This window comes from Patiriisocius hiemis (assembly GCF_031846325.1).
Lineage (GTDB): Bacteria > Bacteroidota > Bacteroidia > Flavobacteriales > Flavobacteriaceae > Patiriisocius_A > Patiriisocius_A hiemis.
In genome coordinates this window covers 1-19,315 of record NZ_JAVRHZ010000010.1, presented here as the reverse complement: position 1 = coordinate 19,315, position 19,315 = coordinate 1, and the positions used below count along the sequence as shown (strand labels likewise).

At 32.9% G+C, this 19,315-nt stretch carries 17 protein-coding genes and 2 tRNA genes; 10 read left to right on the top strand and 9 right to left on the bottom strand.

From position 1 onward, the window contains the following. Positions 1–43: 43 nt before the first annotated feature. The 4 genes from RM538_RS13180 (at position 44) to clpX (ending at position 3,918) form a co-directional block, all read left to right on the top strand. Complete coding sequence (locus RM538_RS13180) at positions 44–388, top strand: phage holin family protein (RefSeq protein WP_311333907.1); 345 nt, start codon at positions 44–46, stop codon at positions 386–388. An 89-nt stretch (positions 389–477) separates the two neighbouring features. Further along, positions 478–1,800 (top strand): trigger factor, encoded by a 1,323-nt coding sequence (gene tig, locus RM538_RS13175; protein WP_311333906.1) that lies wholly within the window; start codon positions 478–480, stop codon positions 1,798–1,800. Positions 1,801–1,887: 87 nt separating this feature from the next. Then, complete coding sequence (locus RM538_RS13170) at positions 1,888–2,562, top strand: ClpP family protease (protein ID WP_311333905.1); 675 nt, start codon at positions 1,888–1,890, stop codon at positions 2,560–2,562. Between the two features lie 123 nt (positions 2,563–2,685). Next, a complete protein-coding gene (gene clpX / locus RM538_RS13165) occupies positions 2,686–3,918 on the top strand; it encodes an ATP-dependent Clp protease ATP-binding subunit ClpX (RefSeq protein WP_311333904.1) in 1,233 nt (410 codons plus the stop codon). Between the two features lie 85 nt (positions 3,919–4,003). Here the strand turns inward: clpX and RM538_RS13160 are convergent, their stop codons facing one another. The 3 genes from RM538_RS13160 to RM538_RS13150 form a co-directional block, all read right to left on the bottom strand. Further along, the gene (locus tag RM538_RS13160; protein WP_311333903.1) at positions 4,004–4,192 is read right to left on the bottom strand and encodes a hypothetical protein; all 189 of its coding nucleotides are present in this window, start codon (positions 4,190–4,192) and stop codon (positions 4,004–4,006) included. Positions 4,193–4,362: 170 nt separating this feature from the next. Next, positions 4,363–5,190: a class I SAM-dependent methyltransferase gene (locus tag RM538_RS13155; protein WP_311333902.1), complete on the bottom strand. Its 828-nt coding sequence runs from the start codon at positions 5,188–5,190 to the stop codon at positions 4,363–4,365. 9 nt (positions 5,191–5,199) lie between these two features. Further along, positions 5,200–6,714, bottom strand: a complete 1,515-nt coding sequence (locus RM538_RS13150) for a GH3 auxin-responsive promoter family protein (RefSeq protein ID WP_311333901.1) — start codon at positions 6,712–6,714, stop codon at positions 5,200–5,202. Between the two features lie 44 nt (positions 6,715–6,758). Between RM538_RS13150 and RM538_RS13145 the strand changes: the two genes are divergently transcribed. Then, the gene (locus RM538_RS13145; RefSeq protein ID WP_311333900.1) at positions 6,759–7,553 is read left to right on the top strand and encodes a DUF2797 domain-containing protein; all 795 of its coding nucleotides are present in this window, start codon (positions 6,759–6,761) and stop codon (positions 7,551–7,553) included. An 18-nt stretch (positions 7,554–7,571) separates the two neighbouring features. On the opposite strand, the gene RM538_RS13140 is transcribed toward RM538_RS13145, so the two are convergent. From RM538_RS13140 to RM538_RS13130, 3 genes are read right to left on the bottom strand one after another with little or no spacing between them, the layout of a single operon-like run. Further along, positions 7,572–8,204, bottom strand: coding sequence for a LysE family transporter (locus RM538_RS13140; RefSeq protein WP_311333899.1), 633 nt, complete (start codon positions 8,202–8,204; stop codon positions 7,572–7,574). 36 nt (positions 8,205–8,240) lie between these two features. Next, positions 8,241–10,880, bottom strand: a complete 2,640-nt coding sequence (locus RM538_RS13135) for an AsmA family protein (protein WP_311333898.1) — start codon at positions 10,878–10,880, stop codon at positions 8,241–8,243. Between the two features lie 4 nt (positions 10,881–10,884). Continuing rightward, the gene (locus RM538_RS13130) at positions 10,885–11,601 is read right to left on the bottom strand and encodes a queuosine precursor transporter (protein WP_311333897.1); all 717 of its coding nucleotides are present in this window, start codon (positions 11,599–11,601) and stop codon (positions 10,885–10,887) included. Positions 11,602–11,823: 222 nt separating this feature from the next. On the opposite strand from RM538_RS13130, the gene folK reads away from it, so the two are divergent. Further along, positions 11,824–12,963, top strand: coding sequence for a 2-amino-4-hydroxy-6-hydroxymethyldihydropteridine diphosphokinase (gene folK / locus RM538_RS13125; protein WP_311333925.1), 1,140 nt, complete (start codon positions 11,824–11,826; stop codon positions 12,961–12,963). Here the strand turns inward: folK and RM538_RS13120 are convergent. Continuing rightward, entirely contained in the window at positions 12,960–13,496 is a 537-nt protein-coding gene (locus RM538_RS13120; RefSeq protein ID WP_311333896.1) for an RNA methyltransferase, read from the bottom strand. The genes folK and RM538_RS13120 overlap by 4 nt on opposite strands. 160 nt (positions 13,497–13,656) lie before the next feature. Between RM538_RS13120 and mutS the strand changes: the two genes are divergently transcribed. From mutS to RM538_RS13105, 3 genes are all read left to right on the top strand, one after another. Further along, complete coding sequence (mutS, locus tag RM538_RS13115; RefSeq protein ID WP_311333895.1) at positions 13,657–16,272, top strand: DNA mismatch repair protein MutS; 2,616 nt, start codon at positions 13,657–13,659, stop codon at positions 16,270–16,272. Positions 16,273–16,364: 92 nt separating this feature from the next. Beyond that, positions 16,365–16,437, top strand: a tRNA-Gly gene (locus RM538_RS13110). 42 nt (positions 16,438–16,479) lie between these two features. Then, positions 16,480–16,565, top strand: a tRNA-Leu gene (locus RM538_RS13105). Between the two features lie 344 nt (positions 16,566–16,909). Here RM538_RS13105 and RM538_RS13100 read toward each other — a convergent pair. After that, the gene (locus RM538_RS13100; protein WP_311333894.1) at positions 16,910–17,344 is read right to left on the bottom strand and encodes a hypothetical protein; all 435 of its coding nucleotides are present in this window, start codon (positions 17,342–17,344) and stop codon (positions 16,910–16,912) included. Between the two features lie 28 nt (positions 17,345–17,372). Further along, the gene (locus RM538_RS13095; RefSeq protein ID WP_311333893.1) at positions 17,373–17,495 is read right to left on the bottom strand and encodes a hypothetical protein; all 123 of its coding nucleotides are present in this window, start codon (positions 17,493–17,495) and stop codon (positions 17,373–17,375) included. A 508-nt stretch (positions 17,496–18,003) separates the two neighbouring features. Here RM538_RS13095 and RM538_RS13090 point away from each other — a divergent pair. After that, a partial coding sequence (locus RM538_RS13090; protein WP_311333892.1) for an Ig-like domain-containing protein occupies positions 18,004–19,315 on the top strand: 1,312 nt, incomplete at its 3' end.

Genomic DNA, 19,315 nt, shown 5'->3' with positions numbered 1-19,315 from the left:
GGTTTTCTTATTTTTATAGGAAACTAACTAATTTTTAATAAAAATGAAACTAATTATAAAGTTATTGCTTACTGCACTTGCAGTAGTAATTTTAGCAAAAATTCTTCCTGGAGTGGGAGTTGAAGGTTATGTGTCTGCAATTATAGTAGCTATTGTTTTAGCACTATTACGACTTATTGTAAAACCGATTTTAGTAGTGTTAACCTTACCAGTAACAATAATAACGCTAGGTTTATTTCTGCTTGTTATTAACGCAGTAATTATTCTGTTGGCAGATGCTTTCTTAGATGGTTTCGTGGTAAATGGATTTTGGTGGGCACTTATCTTTAGTATTCTGCTTTCTATTCTACAATCTATATTTAATTCGGTTTTAAAAGAAGATAAATAAATAGCTGAATAACAGTTTTTAAAAGCTTGTTAGCTTCTAAGAAATAGTGTACTTTTGCAAGCCAAAATTTACACTCAAATTTTTAGTAGATGAATATTACAAAAAAAGAAGTTGATAACTTAAATGCAGTACTAACTGTAGAAATTTCAAAAGATGATTATGCTCCAAAAGTGGAGTCTATTTTAAATAATTACCGTAAAACTGCTAACATTCCAGGATTTAGAAAGGGGCATGTGCCTATGGGAATGGTAAAAAAACAATATGGTAAAGCGGTTTTAGTGGAAGAAGTTAACAAACTACTTCAAGAAAAATTACACAACTATTTAACTGAAGAAAAGCTAGACATTTTAGGAAACCCACTTCCTAAGAATGAAGCTGAAATAGATTGGAATGCAGATGATTTTTCTTTTGAATTTGATTTAGGCTTAGCTCCAGAATTTACAGTTGATGTAAAAGGTAAAAAAGCAATTACTAGTTATAAAGTAGTAGCAGATGACGAAATGATTAACAATCAAGTAAAAACCATAAGAAAACAATATGGTAAATTAATTGCAAAAGACACGGTTGAAAAGGGAGATGAAATTACAGGAACCTTTACTAATGAAGAAAAGAATATTGACAACAGTACTACTATTAGTACAGATATAATTAAAGGAAAAAAGCAACTAGATACCTTACTTGGTGCTAAAGTTGGTGATACAGTTACATTAAAGACAAAAGGGTTCTTTAAAGACGATCATGACAATCAAAAACACTTTGGAGTTTCTCATGATGATGCCCATGGTCTAAATATTGAAGTTACTTTTAAGATTGAAGAAGTAAACACTCGTGAAATGGCAGACCTTAATCAAGAGTTATTTGATAAGTTGTTTGGAAAAGACGTTGTAACTTCAGAAGAAGAATTAAAAGAAAAGATTAAAGAAGATGCTGAGAAACAATTTGAGCAGCAAACAGACCAAAAACTATTAAATGATGTTGTAGAGTCTTTAATTGAAAATACAAAGTTTGAATTGCCAGATGAGTTTCTACAACGTTGGATACAAAACTCTGGAGAAAAAAGGTTAACTGAAGAAGAAGCTAAAGCAGAATATGAAAGAAGCGAAAAAGGCTTACGTTACCAACTTATAGAAGGTAAATTAAGAGCAGAACATAATCTTCAGGTTAGTTTTGATGAGCTTAAAGACTATTGTAAAAACATGATTAAGGGTCAAATGGCTCAGTTTGGTCAAACCAATCCAAGCGATGAAGAGTTAGATAGTATTACTGCACGTATTATGCAAAACCAAGATGAGGTAAAGCGTATTAATGAGCAGTTAAATACAAATAAAATGCTTGACTTTTTTAAGGAAAATGCAAAACTGAAGACTAAAGAAGTTACCTACGATAAATTCATTAAAGAAGCCTACGAGTAATTGAGTAATAAAATAGTTATCTTTAGGCGTTGAAATAATTGATATCTCAACGCCTATTTTTTTACAAAAAGAATACATTTAATTTATATGGATTACGGAAAAGAATTTAAAAAATTTGCAATCAAAGATCAAGGGATTAGCAGTACTTATTACGATAAAATATTAAGTAGTATGTACCCAGTAGGTCTTACTCCAAATATTATTGAAGAACGCCAAATGAATGCCGTTGCAATGGATGTTTTTTCACGATTAATGATGGATCGTATTATTTTTCTTGGAATGGGAATTAATGATCAGGTTGCTAATATTGTACAGGCACAACTATTGTTTTTAGCAAGTACAGATGCTTCTAGGGATATTCAGATTTATATTAACTCTCCTGGAGGAAGTGTGTATGCTGGTTTAGGCATCTATGACACTATGCAGTTTATTCAACCAGATGTAGCCACTATTTGTACAGGTATGGCTGCTTCTATGGGAGCTGTTTTATTATGTGCTGGAGAAAAAGGAAAACGTAGTGGGTTACAACACTCTAGAGTGATGATACATCAACCTATGGGTGGCGCACAAGGTCAAGCAAGTGATATTGAGATTACAGCAAAAGAAATTGTTACCCTTAAAGAGGAGTTATACCAAATTATAGCAAAACATAGCGGTCAAACATATGATAAAGTTTATGAAGATAGTGATCGTGATTACTGGATGAAAGCAGATAAAGCTCTGGAATACGGGATGATAGACGAAATATTGTCTAAAAAATAAGGTATCTTTGCAATTATAACCTATTGTAGTAAAACTACACAGGTTGTGAAATAAACAATACGTTTATTTTGTGGGAAACCTCAGATTATTAAATTCTCGCTATGCGAGTAAAGTAAAAAAGTTATGTCGAAAGAAGAATTAGAATGTTCATTTTGTGGTCGTAAAAAAGCCGAAACCAATCTGCTTATTGCAGGATTGGACGCGCATATTTGTGATCGTTGTATCGAACAAGCGCATGGAATTGTTGTAGAGGAAGCTTTGCATACTTCTAACTCTGAATTAACAAAGGAACTTATATTAAAAAAGCCTAAGTCCATAAAAGAGTTTTTAGACGATTATATTATTGGTCAAGAACATACAAAAAAGGTAATGTCTGTAGCGGTTTATAATCATTACAAGCGTCTACTTCAACCTAAGACTGAAGATGATATAGATATTCAAAAAAGTAATATTATAATTGTTGGAGAAACAGGAACGGGGAAAACCTTAGTTGCAAAAACTATTGCTAGAATGTTAAATGTTCCGTTAGCTATTGTAGATGCTACGGTACTTACTGAAGCTGGTTATGTAGGAGAAGATGTAGAAAGTATCTTAACCCGTTTATTACAAGCCGCAGATTATAACCTGGAAAAAGCTGAGCATGGTATAGTATTTATTGATGAAATAGATAAAATAGCACGTAAAAGTGACAACCCTTCAATTACTAGAGATGTAAGTGGAGAAGGAGTGCAGCAAGCTTTACTTAAACTTCTTGAAGGAACTACTGTAAATGTTCCGCCAAAAGGAGGAAGAAAGCATCCAGACCAAAAATTTATTGAAGTCAATACTGAAAACATTTTGTTTATTGCTGGTGGAGCTTTTGATGGTATAAATCGTCATATTTCAAAACGATTAAATATGCAGGCAGTTGGTTTTAGTGCTACTGCAAAGGAGCAAACAATGGATAAGGATAATATTTTACGATATATTATCCCTAAAGACTTAAAAGACTTTGGGCTTATTCCAGAAATCATAGGTCGTCTTCCAGTATTGTCTTATATGAACCCTTTAGACAAAGGAACACTTAGAGCCATTCTAACCGAGCCTAAAAATGCCATAATAAAGCAATATAAGAAGTTGTTTGAAATGGATGGTATTGAGTTTGTAATTACAGAAGAAGCATTAGACTTTATAGTAGAGCAAGCCATAGAGTACAAATTAGGAGCTAGAGGGCTACGTTCTCTTTGTGAAGCTGTGCTAACAGATGCAATGTACGAAATGCCAGGAGGAGATGATAAAGAGCTTACAGTTACAAGGGAGTATGCGAGTGAAAAATTAAACAAGGCGACAATAAAGAAACTTAAAGCCGTTTCATAATTGTTGTTAGCAATAATACCTGTTATTAAAAAAAGCCTAAACAAATTTGTTTAGGCTTTTTTACTTCTTATAATGTACTTGTGTATTACGGAGTTGCAATAACTGTTTTTGACTTCTTATGTAGAATCTTTTGTTGCATTAACTGAGTTTTGTTTTTAAGTGTATATCCAGCTACTTCTGTTTCGTTTTGTTGGATAGCTTTTGAAGCTGTTCCACATGATGTAGCACAAATACTTACAGTTAAAATCAATACGAGGGTAATATATTTTTTCATTTCTGTACTCCTTAAATACGGGGCAAACATATCGCGTAAGAAAAGGACTACCAATATTTTTAGCCGATTTACACAAATACTCGTTAAAGTGCATTACAAAAAGCCCTATTCGATAAAGAGCAAGAAATCATCGATTTAAAGCAATCAATTTAATCGATAAAATATGCGTTTTATCGAATTTTAAAAAGTGTGTAGCAATGCTCGTTCAATATTTCTTCTTCTTTTACTGAAGTTTCAATACAACCTAATTGCTTTCCTAGAGCTAGGGTAGAATATTTCTTTTTTAACGAATACCCCTCAATATTTTCATAAAATTTATGTGGTAAACATGTGTAGGGGTTTTCATGACTTTGTAGGGTTTCAGAAAAATATTGCTTTAGTCTTTTAAAGACTTTTGTTTCATTTTGGGATTCATCAAAAGAGATGCATAACACTAAATCATCTTTGCTTTGTATATCAGCACAAAAGTTTAAAACCGTTTCAATAGCCCTTTTATTCAGAAAAAAGAAAACACCTTCTATTAAAATCACTTTGGTGTAGTTTTCAAATTCAGAAATCGTTTCTTTTATTTTTTGTTGTCCTTCAGCATTTGTTATATCTGCAGCTATTCTTTTAACTTTCCTTTTTGGGAGCTTTCCTTCTTTTAAGAATGTATCTGTAGTTATATCTTTATACAACATAATTTCTTTGAAATCAACTTCTACTGAAATAACAGAATCTGGTAATGAGTAAGGATACATACTAAAACCTGCTCCAAGGTTTATAAATAATAGGTCTTTATGTGTAGTAGCAAGCTCCTGGAGTTCATCATGAAAATACCTATTTCGCATACAATGAAGCATTTCATCATAAACAGATACTTGAGTTGCAAATTCATCTGCAAATATTTTTAAACTATCCTTAGACCATAATTTTGCATATGGATCCTGACTCAAAATCTCATGTTGAGCTCTGTAATACGCAATCACAAAAGCGGTGTCGTGTACTTCTATATTCAAAATTAAAATTTAATGGTTAAGTGATAATAGCTCCTCTAAATAATCTCTACAATTTGAGAGTCTTGGGACTTTGTGTTGTCCTCCTAATTTGTCTTTTCCTTTAAGCCAATCATAAAACAAATTAGGTCTTGCTTGATGTATGGTTGGTGCTTTTAAAGTAGTGTTATGTTGTCTTTTGGCTTCATAATCGCTATTAACTTCTTGTAAAGCTTTATCTAGAAGCTCGGTAAAGGTGTTGAAATCTTCTGGAGGACTTTTAAACTCAATAATCCATTCGTGTGCTCCTTTTTCTGAGCCATTCATAAAAATTGGAGCTGCAGTATAGTCTTTAATTTCACTTCTAGTTAGTTTTGTAGCTTTTCTTAAAGCAGCTTCGGCATTTTCTATAATAAGTTCTTCCCCAAAAGCATTAATATGGTGTTTTGTTCTCCCTGTAACTCTAATTCTATAAGGATTGGTTGAGGTAAAGCGAATTGTATCACCAATTTTATAACGCCATAGTCCGGCATTTGTAGTGATTATTATAGCATAGTTTTTATCTACTTCTACTTCACTTAAAGGAATTACTTTTTCTTCTGGACTCCCATATGTTTCCATAGGGATAAACTCGTAAAAAATCCCATAGTCTAGCATGAGAAGCAAATCTTTACTGTGATTTTGATCTTGAATAGCAAAAAACCCTTCAGAAGCATTATAAATTTCATAATACTTAAATGAATCTTTAGGAAGTAATTTTTTATACTGCTCTAAGTAAGGTTCAAAGCTTACACCTCCATGAAAATAAACTTCAAGATTTGGCCAGATTTCAAAAAGGTTGTTTTTGCCTGTAGTTTGCACCACATTTTGAAGTAGCACTAACATCCATGACGGAACCCCAGCAAGGCTTGTTACATTTTCAGAAATGGTTTCATCAACAATAGCTTGCATTTTGGTTTCCCAATTTGCCATGAGAGAAATCTCATTCTTTGGAGTACTACTAAACTCTGCCCAAAAAGGCATATTATCAATTAATATTGCTGATAGGTCACCAAATACAGTTCCATTTTCTTTATATAACTCTTTACTTCCGCCAAGGCGTAACCCCTTTCCAACAAATAATTGCGAGTCAGGATTGTTGTTAAGATACATACAAAGTAAATCTTTACTAGCAGCATAATGACAATCCTCTAGTGAACTTTCACTCACGGGGATAAATTTACTTTTTGAATTTGTTGTACCACTTGATTTTGCAAACCATTTTATAGGAGTAGGCCAAAATATGTTTGTTTCTCCTCGTCTTGCACGTTCTATATTTGTTTCAGAAGATTCATAATCAAAAATGGGTACTCTGTTTGCAAATTGATCATAACTCTTTATAGAAGCAAAGTCGTATTCTTTTCCTATTTCAGTATTTTTTGCCTTTTGTAGTAGACCTTGTAGTAATTCTTCTTGTACATCAATAGGGTATTTTAAAAACAGGTCGATTTGATGAAATCGCTTTTTTAAAAACCACGACGCAATAGAATTTACTATAGGGATTGGCATTATTTAAAGTATCTTTATGCAATAAAAATAGCAATTTTCTTTTTATGATTTACCAAGGTGTTTTAACAAAGATGCAAACAGAAAACGGAAGCCCTATTCAATATTATCTTGTTTTTAAGGATGACTTCCTGAATGTAAATCAGTTATTAGATAAAAAAGTTACTATATCATTTGTTGGGTATGAGTGTTTAAATTGCAATCTCAACAAAAAAATTTACCGTATGGGCTTTTGTAAAAGCTGTTTTTATGAGGTTCCACAGGCAGCAGATTGGGTAATTCGTCCAGAATTAAGTAAAGCACATATTGATGAAGAAGATAGAGACCTAGAATATGAAAAACGCGTCCAATTGCAGCCGCATATTGTCTATTTAGCAAACAGTAGTAATGTAAAAGTAGGAGTGACGCGAAAATCTCAAGTACCTACTCGATGGATAGACCAAGGAGCACATGAAGCTATTGAAATAGTTGAAGTGCCTAACCGTTATTTAGCTGGTATAACTGAAGTTGCTTTAAAAGATTTTGTAGGGGATAAAACAAATTGGCGAACTATGCTTAAAAATGAAGTGCAAGATGAGAATCTTGTAGAATGGCGCGACAAATTAAAACAGCACATCCCAAATGAAGCAAAAGAATATTTTATTGAGAATAATACCGAAACCAATCTTGAGTTTCCTGTTTTACAGTACCCCACAAAGTTAAAGAGTCTCAACTTAGAAAAATCACCCCAATATACAGGTCTATTAAAAGGAATTAAAGGTCAGTATCTACTTTTTGAAGACTCAACTGTTTTTAATGTGAGAAGCAATGAGGGGTATGTAGTGTCTATTTCTGTTTTATAATTTTATTGAAATACTAAATTAACTAACTACAAAATTTACTCCTTGTATTATTGAAAGTGTTACAAGAGCAATTCCTATAATACGATATAGTTTTGTGGTATCACATTTTTCTTTTTTTGAAATAGTATTTCCCCACTTTCCATAGAAATATAATACTAATACTTTTCCTATATAAATGCCTGTAAATAATAAAGCAAGAGTGAGTATGGAACTGTTTTCAGAAACCATTATTACATATTTGTGGATAACTGAAAATGCCAATAGCCAAAATATAAGTACAGGAGGATTTAAAAAAGCTAGTAAAAACCCTGTTAAAAAGGAGCCTGTCCTTTTCTTTAAAGGTTTAGGGTTTTTATAACCAAAGGTGATATGGTTTTTAAAAATAAAATATATACCAGCTAGCAAGAACAAGGAGATAAAAATAACTTCTACCCAAGGGTTCATCCCGAAAAAACTTGAAAAAGTCATACTAAACTGCAATGCAAAAAATGCTAGAAAAACCTCGCCAAATCCAGCGCCATAAGCTATGTTGAGTCCTTTGGAGATAGAGGTTTTTATTGTTGTGTTAATTACAGCGATATTAGAGGCTCCAGGGGGAGCCGCTGCTATTAGAGCTGCCAATAAGCCAACTAAAAAATAAAGAACAACCATATTCTTTTAGACACATATTGCTCAAAAAGCTTACAATTAATTTCCAGATTTTGTAGAGTCTTGTTTCTTATTTTTCCTTCCAAACAATCCGCCTAATACGTCTTTTACTACATCTGTTGTGGTTTGCTCTGTTGTATTAGTGTTTGTATTTGTAGAGTCTTTTGGTTTATTGCTTCCACCAATTAAGTCTTCTAGAATGTCTGTTCCTTTATTTACTAGTTCTTCTTTTTGCTTATCAATTAGTTTTTGAGTTAAGGTGTTTACGGCAGCTTTAGTATCTACAGATATTGTAGGGTTTGTAACAGATCCTTTAAGCCCAATAGGAAGTATTACTGAAGTGTTTTCAGCTTCTTCAGGATCTAATTTAGAAAGTAAATTAGTTACCTCACCTCCAAGATATTTTGCTGGAACATCCATATTTAATTGATAATTAATGCTTTTGTTAAGTCCATGACTTCCTTGAGCATTTACCTTTATTCCTTTTATTTCAAAATCAAAAGGTTGTACTTCTATATTTCCATTATTGAAGGTTAGGGCAGTACTTAGGTCTCTTAAGCTTAGCTTTTCAAGATTTAAAAATGACACTTTTTCTCCTAGCTTAGAGAGTAGAGGTGCATTTTGCGAATTAACTTCAGCAGTTAGTATTTGGGCTAATACGTTACCTGCAAGGGTAGACAGTTTAGGGGTCAAATCTTTGGTTAGTTCTCCTTCTAGAGCTAATGTTGTGTTTATATCTCCTTCCAGCGCTTTTGCAATTGGAGCTATATATTTAAGTAGCTCTAATTGCTGAAAACTTTGACCTATATCTACTTTTTTAAGATCAAGATTCATAGCGAACATTGGCACTTCATTTTTAGTTGAAACATTTCCAGAAAATGCAATGTTTCCGCCAAATATGTTAGATGTTACATTACTCAATTTTGCTGTTTCCTCTTGGATAGCTACACTTCCTTTAGCATTAGTTAAAGTTATATTATCGTAGATTACCTTATTTGCCGTAAAGTCTAGGGTGGCATCTAGAAAATCTGGAATTTTCACAGAAGCTTCAGAAAGAGCTGCAGTATTATTATCATTAGTTTTATTTCCTTCTGAAGTGTTTTCATCTTCAGAAGACATAAAATCATTTACATTAAAAGTGTTAGACTGTATGTTAAAACGCCCTTTTAAATCTTCTTTAGCAAGTATCCAAGGGATTAAATTTTGAATAGTTCCTGTGGCAGCAACATCGGTTTGTCCAGAGGCTGCTTTAAAACTGTTTAATTTTATAGTTCCAGGGACAAAATCTATTTTAGCTTCGTCTATTCTTAATTCATTTTTAAAGGCCTCGTCATTATAAGTAAACCCCGTAAGGCTTGCATTTCCGTTGCTTTTAATGTTTTGGTATTGCTCTTTTTCTATAGACGCCATATCAAAATTTGTGGTTAAATCTGCTGTAAAAACACCACTTAGATTTTGTTCCATTTCTATAGGAAGAACTTGATCTATTTTTGCAAGGTTAAGTGTTCCTTTAAGTGCCATATTCACAAGGGCATTTTCGGTAATATTTCTAATACTTCCATTGGCCGAAAATAATTCATCATCAATTTTAAAAGTTATACCTCCAATAGTTACATAAGTATCTTGTAGTAAGCCCGTTTCGTTTTTAAGTTGTGCGTCTATTGTGATATTTCTTACTTCTTTTGGCAAGTCAGGATATTTAAATGAAGCATTACTGCTGTTAATTTTTATATCCATCATAGGAATTCTAGTATCATCTACAACTCCTTTAAGCATACCATCTACAGTAAAGCTCCCTGTAGTTTTTACATCGCTAATTTCTTTTACATAAACTTCTGGAATAACAGCCAGGAAGTTTTTAAAGTCTGAGGAAGGTGTCTTAAAAGTAATGTCTAGCTCATTACTGTTTTCATTGACCTTTACAAAGCCGTTAAAAGTTAGGGAGAGTTCGTTAATCTTAGCTTCATTTTCTAGAAAAGTATATTTCTGATTTTCTAAATCTAGTTGAAAAACAGCATCCAAAGCGGCTTTATTGTCCTTTAAGTATTCAATGTCTTCAATTTGTAGTGAAACTAATGCTTCGGTTTCAGTATCAAGTTCAGATATTTTTGCAGATAAATCTCCTGTTCCTGTATGGTTTACATTAGTGAGCCTTAAAAAAGTTTGCGTGGCTTCATCCAGATAGTTAATTCTGGCATTTTTGAGCTCATATTTTGAAAGGGCAAAGGTAAAACCATCATCTTCAGAAGTTGTTTCTTCGGGGGTTTCAGTAGGATTCTTTTTGGCAATGTCATAATTAGCATTTCCAAGCGAGTCAATTTTAATATTCACAAAGGCTTCATCAAGATAAACCGCATCTACTTTTATGGGTTCATCACTTTTTTTAAACAACTGTGTGATGCCCATATCAAGTTCAATAAGTTTTCCGCTTGCTAGTGTATCTCCTTGAAAAGGTTTGTTGTTAATTACACTAAAGTCTTTAAGAGTAAGTGCAGCATCTGGAAAACTACTAAATAGACTTAAGTCCATCTCGCTCCAATCTACCGTTGCGTTTACATTTTTGGCAAGTGTATTACGTACTAATTTTTCTAAAGTTCCTTTAAAAAATAGGGGTGTTAAAGCAAGTAGTAAGATAAAAACACCTACTATAATTCCAATTATTTTTAAAATCTTTTTCATTTTATTATGAGGTTTGTTTTGTATTTGGGAAAGTGATTTCTTCACCTATTTTTAATCCAAATCGTTTTCTGAATCCAAAAACTGCAGCGTATAAAAAAGGAGTATCTATTGCAGCGACTAGCACTTTAAATAAAAAACCGCTCAACAAAAGCCCTCCAAATAGAGACCACTCAATTTTGCCAAAACTACACAGTAAAAACAGTACCGTAAAGGTGTCTATAAATTGTGAGAAAAACGTTGAGAAATTGTTACGAAGCCATAAGTGTTTTCCTTTTGTTAGTTTTTTCCAAAAGTGGAAAATTTGTATGTCTATGTATTGCGCCAACAAATATGCCATCATAGAGGCAAATACTGCAACAGCAGTTGCGCCAAATACTGTAGAGAATAGTTCATTATCAATAGGGCTCCAGGTTGTAGCTGGAACAGCAATTGCTACCCAAACAATAAGCAAAGAAAAGAAAGATGCAAAGATACCTGCTGTAACTACTTGATTTGCTTTTTTCTTTCCATAGACCTCACTAATTATATCTGTAATTAAAAAAGTAATGGGATATGGAAGTATGCCTACAGAAATCTCAAATGTATAAATCCCAAAAAAATCCCAGTAAAAAAATTTCTGGAATATTAAATTAGATACCACAAGTGAGGCGATGAATAACGCTCCCAAAATGAGATAGATACGTTGCGCAACTAAATAATCTTTTATAGTTTTTGTTTCCAAAACTTAATCCAATTAAAACAAATATACTAGTCAGTCATTTTGTTTTCCTTAATTTCGTCTTAAATTAGTGAGATAGTAAATTTTAATTTACAATATCGAACTAACCCTAGTGAAAATTAGGTGCTAATGTGATGTTCAAGTTTACATTTTATTAAAACTCCTCTGTTTAGAAAGAAATTAATTTTCTCTTTTTCAAAGTAGTAGAGTGTTTTGAAGTAATACATAAATAAAAAATCCATCAAAGAACTTAAAAACATATATCTATCCTTAGGGAGCAATATGGGAAATCGTTTCGAGTTTCTTCAAAAAGCAGTAGTACTATTGTTTGAGGAGGTGGGAAGCGTAGTAAAAATATCTAGTGTTTATGAAACGCCAGCACTTGGTTTTGAAGGAGCTGCCTTTTTAAACTGTGTAGTGCATATTACAAGTGGGTTGTCTTCTTCAAAATTACTTAAGGCAACTTTGCAAATTGAAAAAACTCTAGGTAGACAAAGAAAAAGTAAAGAAGGCTTTGCTTCTAGGTCAATTGATATTGATATTCTATTTGTTGATGGCATAATTAAAACCTCAAAAAAGTTAACAATTCCGCATCCCGAAATACCTAACAGAAAGTTTGTATTACAGCCCCTTGCTGAGGTAAACCCCTCTTTTGTACATCCTGTTTTACAAAAAAATAGTATAAAGCTACTTGCCGAAACAAAAGATGAAAGTGTAATCACTAAGCAGTCCAAATGGCTTAGAAATCCTATTAAAGATTATTCACTTTCTAAGTATAATTATATCGCTATTGAAGGTAATATTGGTGCAGGTAAGACAAGCTTGGCCACTAAATTGGCGCAGGATTTTAATAGTAAACTAATTTTAGAGCGCTTTAAGGACAACCCGTTTTTACCTAAGTTTTATGAAGAGCCTTCAAGATTTGCTTTTCCGTTAGAAATGTCATTCTTAGCAGATAGATATCAACAATTACTTGAAGACATTGCACAGTACGATTTATTTAATGATACCGTAATTGCAGATTATGACGCCTATAAATCACTCATTTTTGCAAAGGTCACATTACAAGACGAAGAGTATAACTTGTATAAAAAATTGTATCACTTAATGCATAAAGAGCTTGCAAAACCTGCTATTTATATCTATTTATTTCAAAATACTGAGCGTCTTCTAGAAAATATTAGAAAAAGGGGGAGAAATTATGAAAAAAGTATTCAGGCAGAATATCTTAAAAAAATAAACGACGGGTATTTAGAGTACATTAAAACACTTCCGCAAGAAAAAGTAAAAATCATTGATGTTTCAGAAATTGACTTTGTAGCTAATAGAAAGGATTATCTATCTGTTATAAAACAATTAGCTTAAAAAGATATTTTTTTAAAAAAATCCCATACAACAACCCCAGCACTTACACTTATATTTAGAGAATGCTTAGTGCCAAATTGTGGTATCTCAATTACATTATCACAAACATTAACTACACCTTGCTGCACACCCTTTACTTCGTTTCCAAAAATAATAGCATACTTTGAGTTAGCAGATACTTTATAGTCTTGAAGTAGTGTTGCTTTCTCAGTTTGTTCAATAGCGATGGTAGTAATTTGTTGCTTTTTTAACTCATTTACAAGTGCAACGGTATCTTCCTTATATTCCCATGCTACACTCTCTGTAGCTCCTAGTGCAGTTTTATGGATGTCTTTGTTTGGAGGTGTGGCTGTAATACCACAGAGGTATATTTTTTCAATTAAAAAAGCATCTGCTGTTCTAAAAACCGAACCAATGTTGTTAAGACTCCTTATATTGTCTAGTATAATAATTACGGGTGTTTTTTCTGTTTTCTTAAAAACTTCTACCGTTGGCCTGTCAAGTTCACTATTTTTTAGTTTTCTGAATTTCATCAATACAAAAATAGTAATATTAATTGTTGATAAATGTGAATAAGTCACCCTTATTTTTCTTTCTACAACTAGGTCTATTTTTTACATTTACTAACTTTCTTTTTAATAAAAGTAGCTGCTGAAGTTCACCTTCATAAAGACTTAAAGACAAAGAATATTTATGGCAAAAAAAGTAACTCCTTTAATGCAACAATACAATACTATCAAGGCAAAGTATCCTGATGCGTTATTGTTGTTTAGAGTTGGAGACTTTTATGAAACTTTTGGCGAAGATGCTGTAAAAGCGGCAGGTATTTTAAATATTACCCTTACAGCCAGAAATAATGGTGGTGAGGATACAGCTCTTGCAGGGTTTCCGCATCACTCGTTAAATACTTATTTGCCAAAGCTAGTAATGGCTGGCTGCCGTGTTGCAATTTGTGATCAGTTAGAAGATCCAAAACAAACAAAGAAAATAGTAAAAAGAGGTGTGACAGAGCTAGTCACTCCTGGAGTAGCACTTAATGATGATATTCTCCAGTCTAAATCAAATAATTTTCTTGCTGCTATTTATTTTGGAAAAAAAGGCGTAGGGGTTTCTTTTTTAGATGTCTCTACAGGTGAATTTTTAACAGCAACTGGAAATATAGAGTATATTGATAAATTACTTCAAAATTTTAACCCTTCTGAAATACTTTTTAGCAAACAAAAAAGAACGCTTTTTTCTGAAACTTTTGGAGATGCATTTAACGTATTTTATTTAGAAGATTGGGTTTTTCAAACAGACTATAGTTTAGAAACACTCACAAAACAATTTGGAACAAAAAATTTAAAAGGCTTTGGCGTAGACCACCTACAAGAGGGCTTAATAGCTTCTGGAGCTGTAATGCATTATCTTGCCGAAACACAACACAATAAGCTAGGCCACATAACTAAGATAGCTCGTATTGCAGAAGATGCTTATGTTTGGATGGATAGGTTTACCATTAGAAACCTAGAGCTTTATCAATCTACAAATCAAAATGCTGTTACTTTACTAGATGTAATTGATAAGACCATCTCTCCTATGGGTGGCCGTTTGCTCAAGAGATGGATGGCACTCCCTCTAAAAAATGTTGATGAAATAACAAGGCGTCATGAAGTGGTTAGCTATTTACAAGACAATGATGTTGTACTTCAGAAGTTTCAAAATCAGTTTAAAAAAATTGGAGATATAGAGCGACTTATTTCAAAAGTTGCTACCGGTAAAATTAACCCTAGAGAAGTTATTCAGCTTAAAAATGCTTTGGAGGCTATTGTTCCTTTAAAAGCAATTGCAATGGAAGCAAAAAATGACTCTTTGCGAGTAATAGGAGAACAATTGCAAGACTGTGAAGTGCTTCGAGAAAAAATAAAAGAAACAATTACTGAAGAAGCTCCGGTAAATATTCTCAAGGGAAATGCAATTGCCGAAGGTTTTAATAAAGACTTAGACGAACTTAGGAGTATTGCAACAGGAGGGAAGGAATATCTGGACAATATGTTGCAGAGAGAGACAGAACGAACAGGCATTACCTCTTTAAAAATAGCTTCTAATAATGTGTTTGGATATTATATAGAGGTAAGAAACACACATAAAGATAAAGTTCCTGAAGAGTGGATTAGAAAACAAACTTTGGTAAGTGCAGAACGTTATATAACTGAAGAGCTAAAGGAGTACGAGGCAAAAATATTAGGTGCCGAAGAAAAAATAACAGTCTTAGAACAGGAAATTTATGCAAAGTTTATTTCTTGGATGTTACAATATATTAGTGCAGTACAACAAAATTCATTATTAATCGCTACTTTAGATTGTTTAGCATCATTTACACAACAAGCTAAAGAAGCTAATTATACCCGTCCACTTTTTGATGATTCTTTTGATCTTGATATCAAAGAAGGGCGTCATCCTGTGATTGAGCAACAACTGCCGCCTGATGCTCCTTTTATTGCAAACGATGTTTTTTTAGATAGAGAAAACCAGCAAATTATCATGATTACTGGGCCTAATATGAGTGGTAAGTCTGCAATTTTACGCCAAACAGCCCTTATTGTTTTATTAGCTCAAATGGGAAGTTTTGTGCCAGCCAAAGCAGTACGTATGGGTTGTGTAGATAAAATATTTACTAGAGTAGGAGCAAGTGATAATATCTCTATGGGAGAATCTACTTTTATGGTAGAAATGAATGAAACGGCTAGTATTCTTAATAATATTTCTAAAAGGTCATTAGTATTACTAGATGAGATAGGCAGGGGGACAAGTACGTACGATGGAATTTCTATCGCTTGGGCAATAAGCGAATACCTTCACGAACACCCAAGTAAAGCAAAAACGTTATTTGCTACCCATTACCATGAAATTAACGAAATGACTGAAACATTTGATAGAATAAAAAACTATAATGTTTCGGTAAAAGAACTAAAAGATGATGTATTGTTTTTACGAAAGTTGGTTCCTGGCGGCTCGCATCATAGTTTTGGTATTCATGTTGCAAAAATGGCAGGAATGCCTCAAGCTGTTTTGCATCGTGCAAATAAAATTTTAAAGAAGTTAGAAAAAATGCATGGTTCTGATGAGTTGTCTAATACTATGTCACAACTAAGTAAAGAAGAACTTCAACTTAGCTTCTTTAAATTAGATGATCCTTTACTAGAAGAACTTCGGGAGGAAATCCTTGACATAGATATAGATACACTTACACCTGTTGAAGCACTAATGAAGTTAAATGAAATAAAAAGGATGCTACAACGAAACGCTTCAATTAAAACTAAAAAATAAAGGACTAAAATTTTTAAAAAAGTCTTTGAGATTATTCTAAATAGTTTAAATTTGCATCCGCTTTCTAAGGGAAGTGTGGTAATATACCATTCGCGAAAATAGCTCAGTTGGTAGAGCGCCACCTTGCCAAGGTGGAGGTCGCGGGTTCGAATCCCGTTTTTCGCTCAACATAGAAGCTAATTAGTTTTTATATATACCAATTATAATGCTGAAGTGGTGGAATTGGTAGACACGCTGGACTTAAAATCCAGTGGGCAGAAATGCCCGTACGGGTTCAAGTCCCGTCTTCAGTACAAATGAGTAAAAAACCGAATCGAAAGATTCGGTTTTTTCATATACAAAAATGTTGAAGCTTGCTTCTTATCATTTTTGTATATGAAAAAATAATAATCCGCTTTTTTGCTGATTTGTTTTTTATTCTGACTTTGTTGATATGAGACTCGCCGACTGAATAGGAGGCAAGTCCCTTTCATTTATTAGTAAGCTTGCTTCTTATCATTTTTGTATATGAAAAAATAATAATCCGCTTTTTTGCTGATTTGTTTTTTATTCTGACTTTGTTGATAAATGACTTACCGATTTTAGAGGGGCACGTTTCTTTAGAATAAACGTGTTCGAATTATTTTTAGAAAACACTTTATAAGCTATCGCTTAATATATTTTTGATTTCGTTATCTACTTCATCTTTTAATTCAATAGAAGAAGGTTTTCTTTTAATTCTGATAGAAATATATACTAAGAAGAAAACTATTGGAAGAATAAAAGGAAGTGAGTACCAAAAATCATACTCATCTATATAACTAATTTTGTGATTTAATACCCCGGATAACTGAAATAAAAACATAGTGAAAGGAACGAGTATTCCATACTTCCACCAGTTATTGGAAGTTAAGAACCAGATGCCAGTAAGTAGTACTAATATTAACTTAGTAAATAGTACATGCAAATAAATACTTACAGAAGGAAAAGACCCAGAATTAATGGTGCCAAAAAGAGTATTCCACTCTTTGCTATCTGGAGCAAATTTGTAGGTATAAAATAGAAAAGGTGTTACCGTTAAAAAAATTAACAATAACACCCCTATATATAATGACCTGCTCTTATCCGTTTGGCGGAATGTAGTAGTCTTTTTTGTCAATTTGTTGCTCATTTGTTTCAATTGATTCCGGTGTGCAACTAGCTCCTAATGCTAAGATTGCAAGAATAAACATTAATTTTTTCATGGTTTTCTGTGTTTTAATTTATGACTTAATATATCACAAACTTAAACTCCAAAAACCAATTTTGTACTATTGATAAAAAGCTTTGTTTTCAGTACTTTAGTAGGTTTTTTCTTACTAAAAATCAAATATATAATTTAATTATTAAACCCACTTAATTTTTAAATTTTCTTATTAATTATTACTCAAGTGGTATTTTCTGCGTTTTAACTTTTAAAAAATGCATTTAATCGATAAAAAAGATACAATTTCTTATACTATCTTAATTTTATTTGATAAAAAAGCCCAATTATTTGTAGGTAAAATATTATTAAAAGTTAATATAAAATGTATTTAATCGTAATTATTGGACATTTTATCGAAAACAAATGTATTTAAGCTTGTTTTTTTGAACTTTAAACGAGTTGACCTTAAATGTTTTTAACATGAAATTATATATTTGTGCTTTGTCTATTATGACGCCCCCTAATTTATAATAAATAATATTGATATTAACCATAGAGTATAGCTTATGAAACTTTTTACTCAATCTACGAAAAATAGCTTTTTATTTTTTTTAACAACTTTTTTGTTTTTTCTAAGTCCACTATTAGTTTTTGGACAAGCAACTCCTTCTTTTCCTAATACGCAAACTTTGATTTCTGCTCCTGGAACCGCAAACCAACCAGGTGCTATTTACTTAGTGGAAGATGTAGAGATTGCTGCAAACGGCACACCTACAGATGTAGATGCCCTTATTTATATAGTGAGCTTTATCGGCACACCGACAGTTGTTAATGTTGATACTACACAAGATAATGTAAACCGTTTTGAGCCTTCTATTACTTATGATAGTGCCGGAGAAGGTGTTCAATTTAGAATTGTCTTTATTGTTGCAGGTACAGCAGATACAGATGTTAATGATGCCGTAATATATCCGTTAGATGCTTTTGCGCTAGAAATTATTGATAATGATGCAGAAGAATGGGCAGAAGTTGTTATTCCTGATAGTTATACCTTAGAGTCTGCAACACCCCCAGGAACAATTATTACGCCTAATCCAGGAAGTTTTTACCCTGCAGGTTCTGGAGCAATTCGCTTTAATAGTGCAAATATTACAGATCCAGGAGTGGACCCTGCAAGTACTCGCTCTATTGTGGTAGTAAACTATACCAATGTAAGTGAAGTAAATTTCGTGCTAGGTCGAGATAACAATGATCCTGTGCAAACACGTAATATTTCGATTGGCTTTTTAGGAGAAGTTACTTTTGGTACTCCATCTACTACAACAATAAATAATCCTCCTACAGTAGTAAATCAATCTACAACCACCGCTTTTAATACAGCAACTGCTTCTGTTCCATTATTAAATGGGGCAACAGATCCAGAAAATAATATAGACCCTACAACAATAACCTTAATTGACCCTAATGATCCAACAAATGTTGGAAGTCCAGGAACTCCTTTGGTAATCCCTGGAGAAGGAACGTATGTTGTAGATAATGCAGGAAACGTTGTATTTACTCCTGTTAATGGGTTTACTGGGGTCTCTACAATTAACTTTAGAGTAGAAGATGCAATTGGTGCAGGTTCTAATCTTGGAACTTTTACAGTAACAGTTGCAGACCCAATTGCCGATGTAGGAGTAACGAAAACCTTAACAGATACGAGTCCTTATCAAACAGGCGATACTGTTATCTATACCTTAGTAGTAAGTAACGCAGGTCCAGATACAGCCAATAATGTAGTTGTTACGGACACACCATCGAATTTAACAATCCAAACCATAAGTGCTCCTTGCGCAGGAGGCTTCCCTTGTACAATACCAAGTATTGCTTCGGGAA